The organism is Enterobacter sp. SECR19-1250, assembly GCF_013391025.1.
Lineage (GTDB): Bacteria > Pseudomonadota > Gammaproteobacteria > Enterobacterales > Enterobacteriaceae > Enterobacter > Enterobacter cloacae.
In genome coordinates, this window is the sequence record NZ_JACASJ010000303.1 from 1 (window position 1) to 592 (window position 592).

Genomic DNA, 592 nt, shown 5'->3' on the forward strand with positions numbered 1-592 from the left:
TTTTGTGGTTCAGACTTTTGTGGTTCAGACATACGCTTGTCCTTTCAAATTTGGTTTGGATAGCTTAAGCTTACTTCCGTAGTTATGTACGGAGTCAAGCGATATGCAAATTAATTTTGAGAATCTGACCATTGGCGTTTTTGCCAAGGCGGCCGGGGTCAATGTGGAGACCATCCGGTTCTACCAGCGCAAGGGCCTGCTGCCGGAGCCAGACAAGCCCTATGGCAGCATTCGCCGCTATGGCGAGGCGGATGTAACACGAGTGCGGTTCGTGAAATCGGCCCAGCGGCTGGGCTTTAGCCTGGACGAAATCGCCGAGCTACTGCGGCTGGAGGATGGCACCCATTGCGAGGAAGCCAGCGGCCTGGCCGAGCACAAGCTCAAGGATGTGCGCGAGAAGATGGCCGACTTGGCACGCATGGAGGCCGTGCTGTCTGAACTGGTGTGCGCCTGCCATGCGCGGAAAGGGAACGTTTCCTGCCCGCTGATTGCGTCACTGCAAGACGGAACGAAGCTCGCTGCATCGGCGCGGGGGAGTCACGGGGTGACTACGCCTTAGCGTGCTTTATTTTCCGAATTCTGAGACGACCCC

General features: G+C 56.6%; 1 protein-coding gene. It reads left to right on the forward strand.

Annotation, left to right across the window (positions count from 1 at the left end; all coding sequences use genetic code 11):
- Nucleotides 1-103 precede the first annotated feature (103 nt).
- Nucleotides 104-559 (forward strand): Hg(II)-responsive transcriptional regulator, encoded by a 456-nt coding sequence (gene merR / locus HX884_RS26725; RefSeq protein ID WP_001166628.1) that lies wholly within the window; start codon nucleotides 104-106, stop codon nucleotides 557-559.
- Nucleotides 560-592: the final 33 nt, after the last annotated feature.

Excerpts from the sequence above, each read along its gene's own strand:
- merR (WP_001166628.1), top strand. The coding sequence starts at position 104 with ATGCAAATTAATTTTGAGAATCTGACCATTGGCGTTTTTGCCAAGGCG.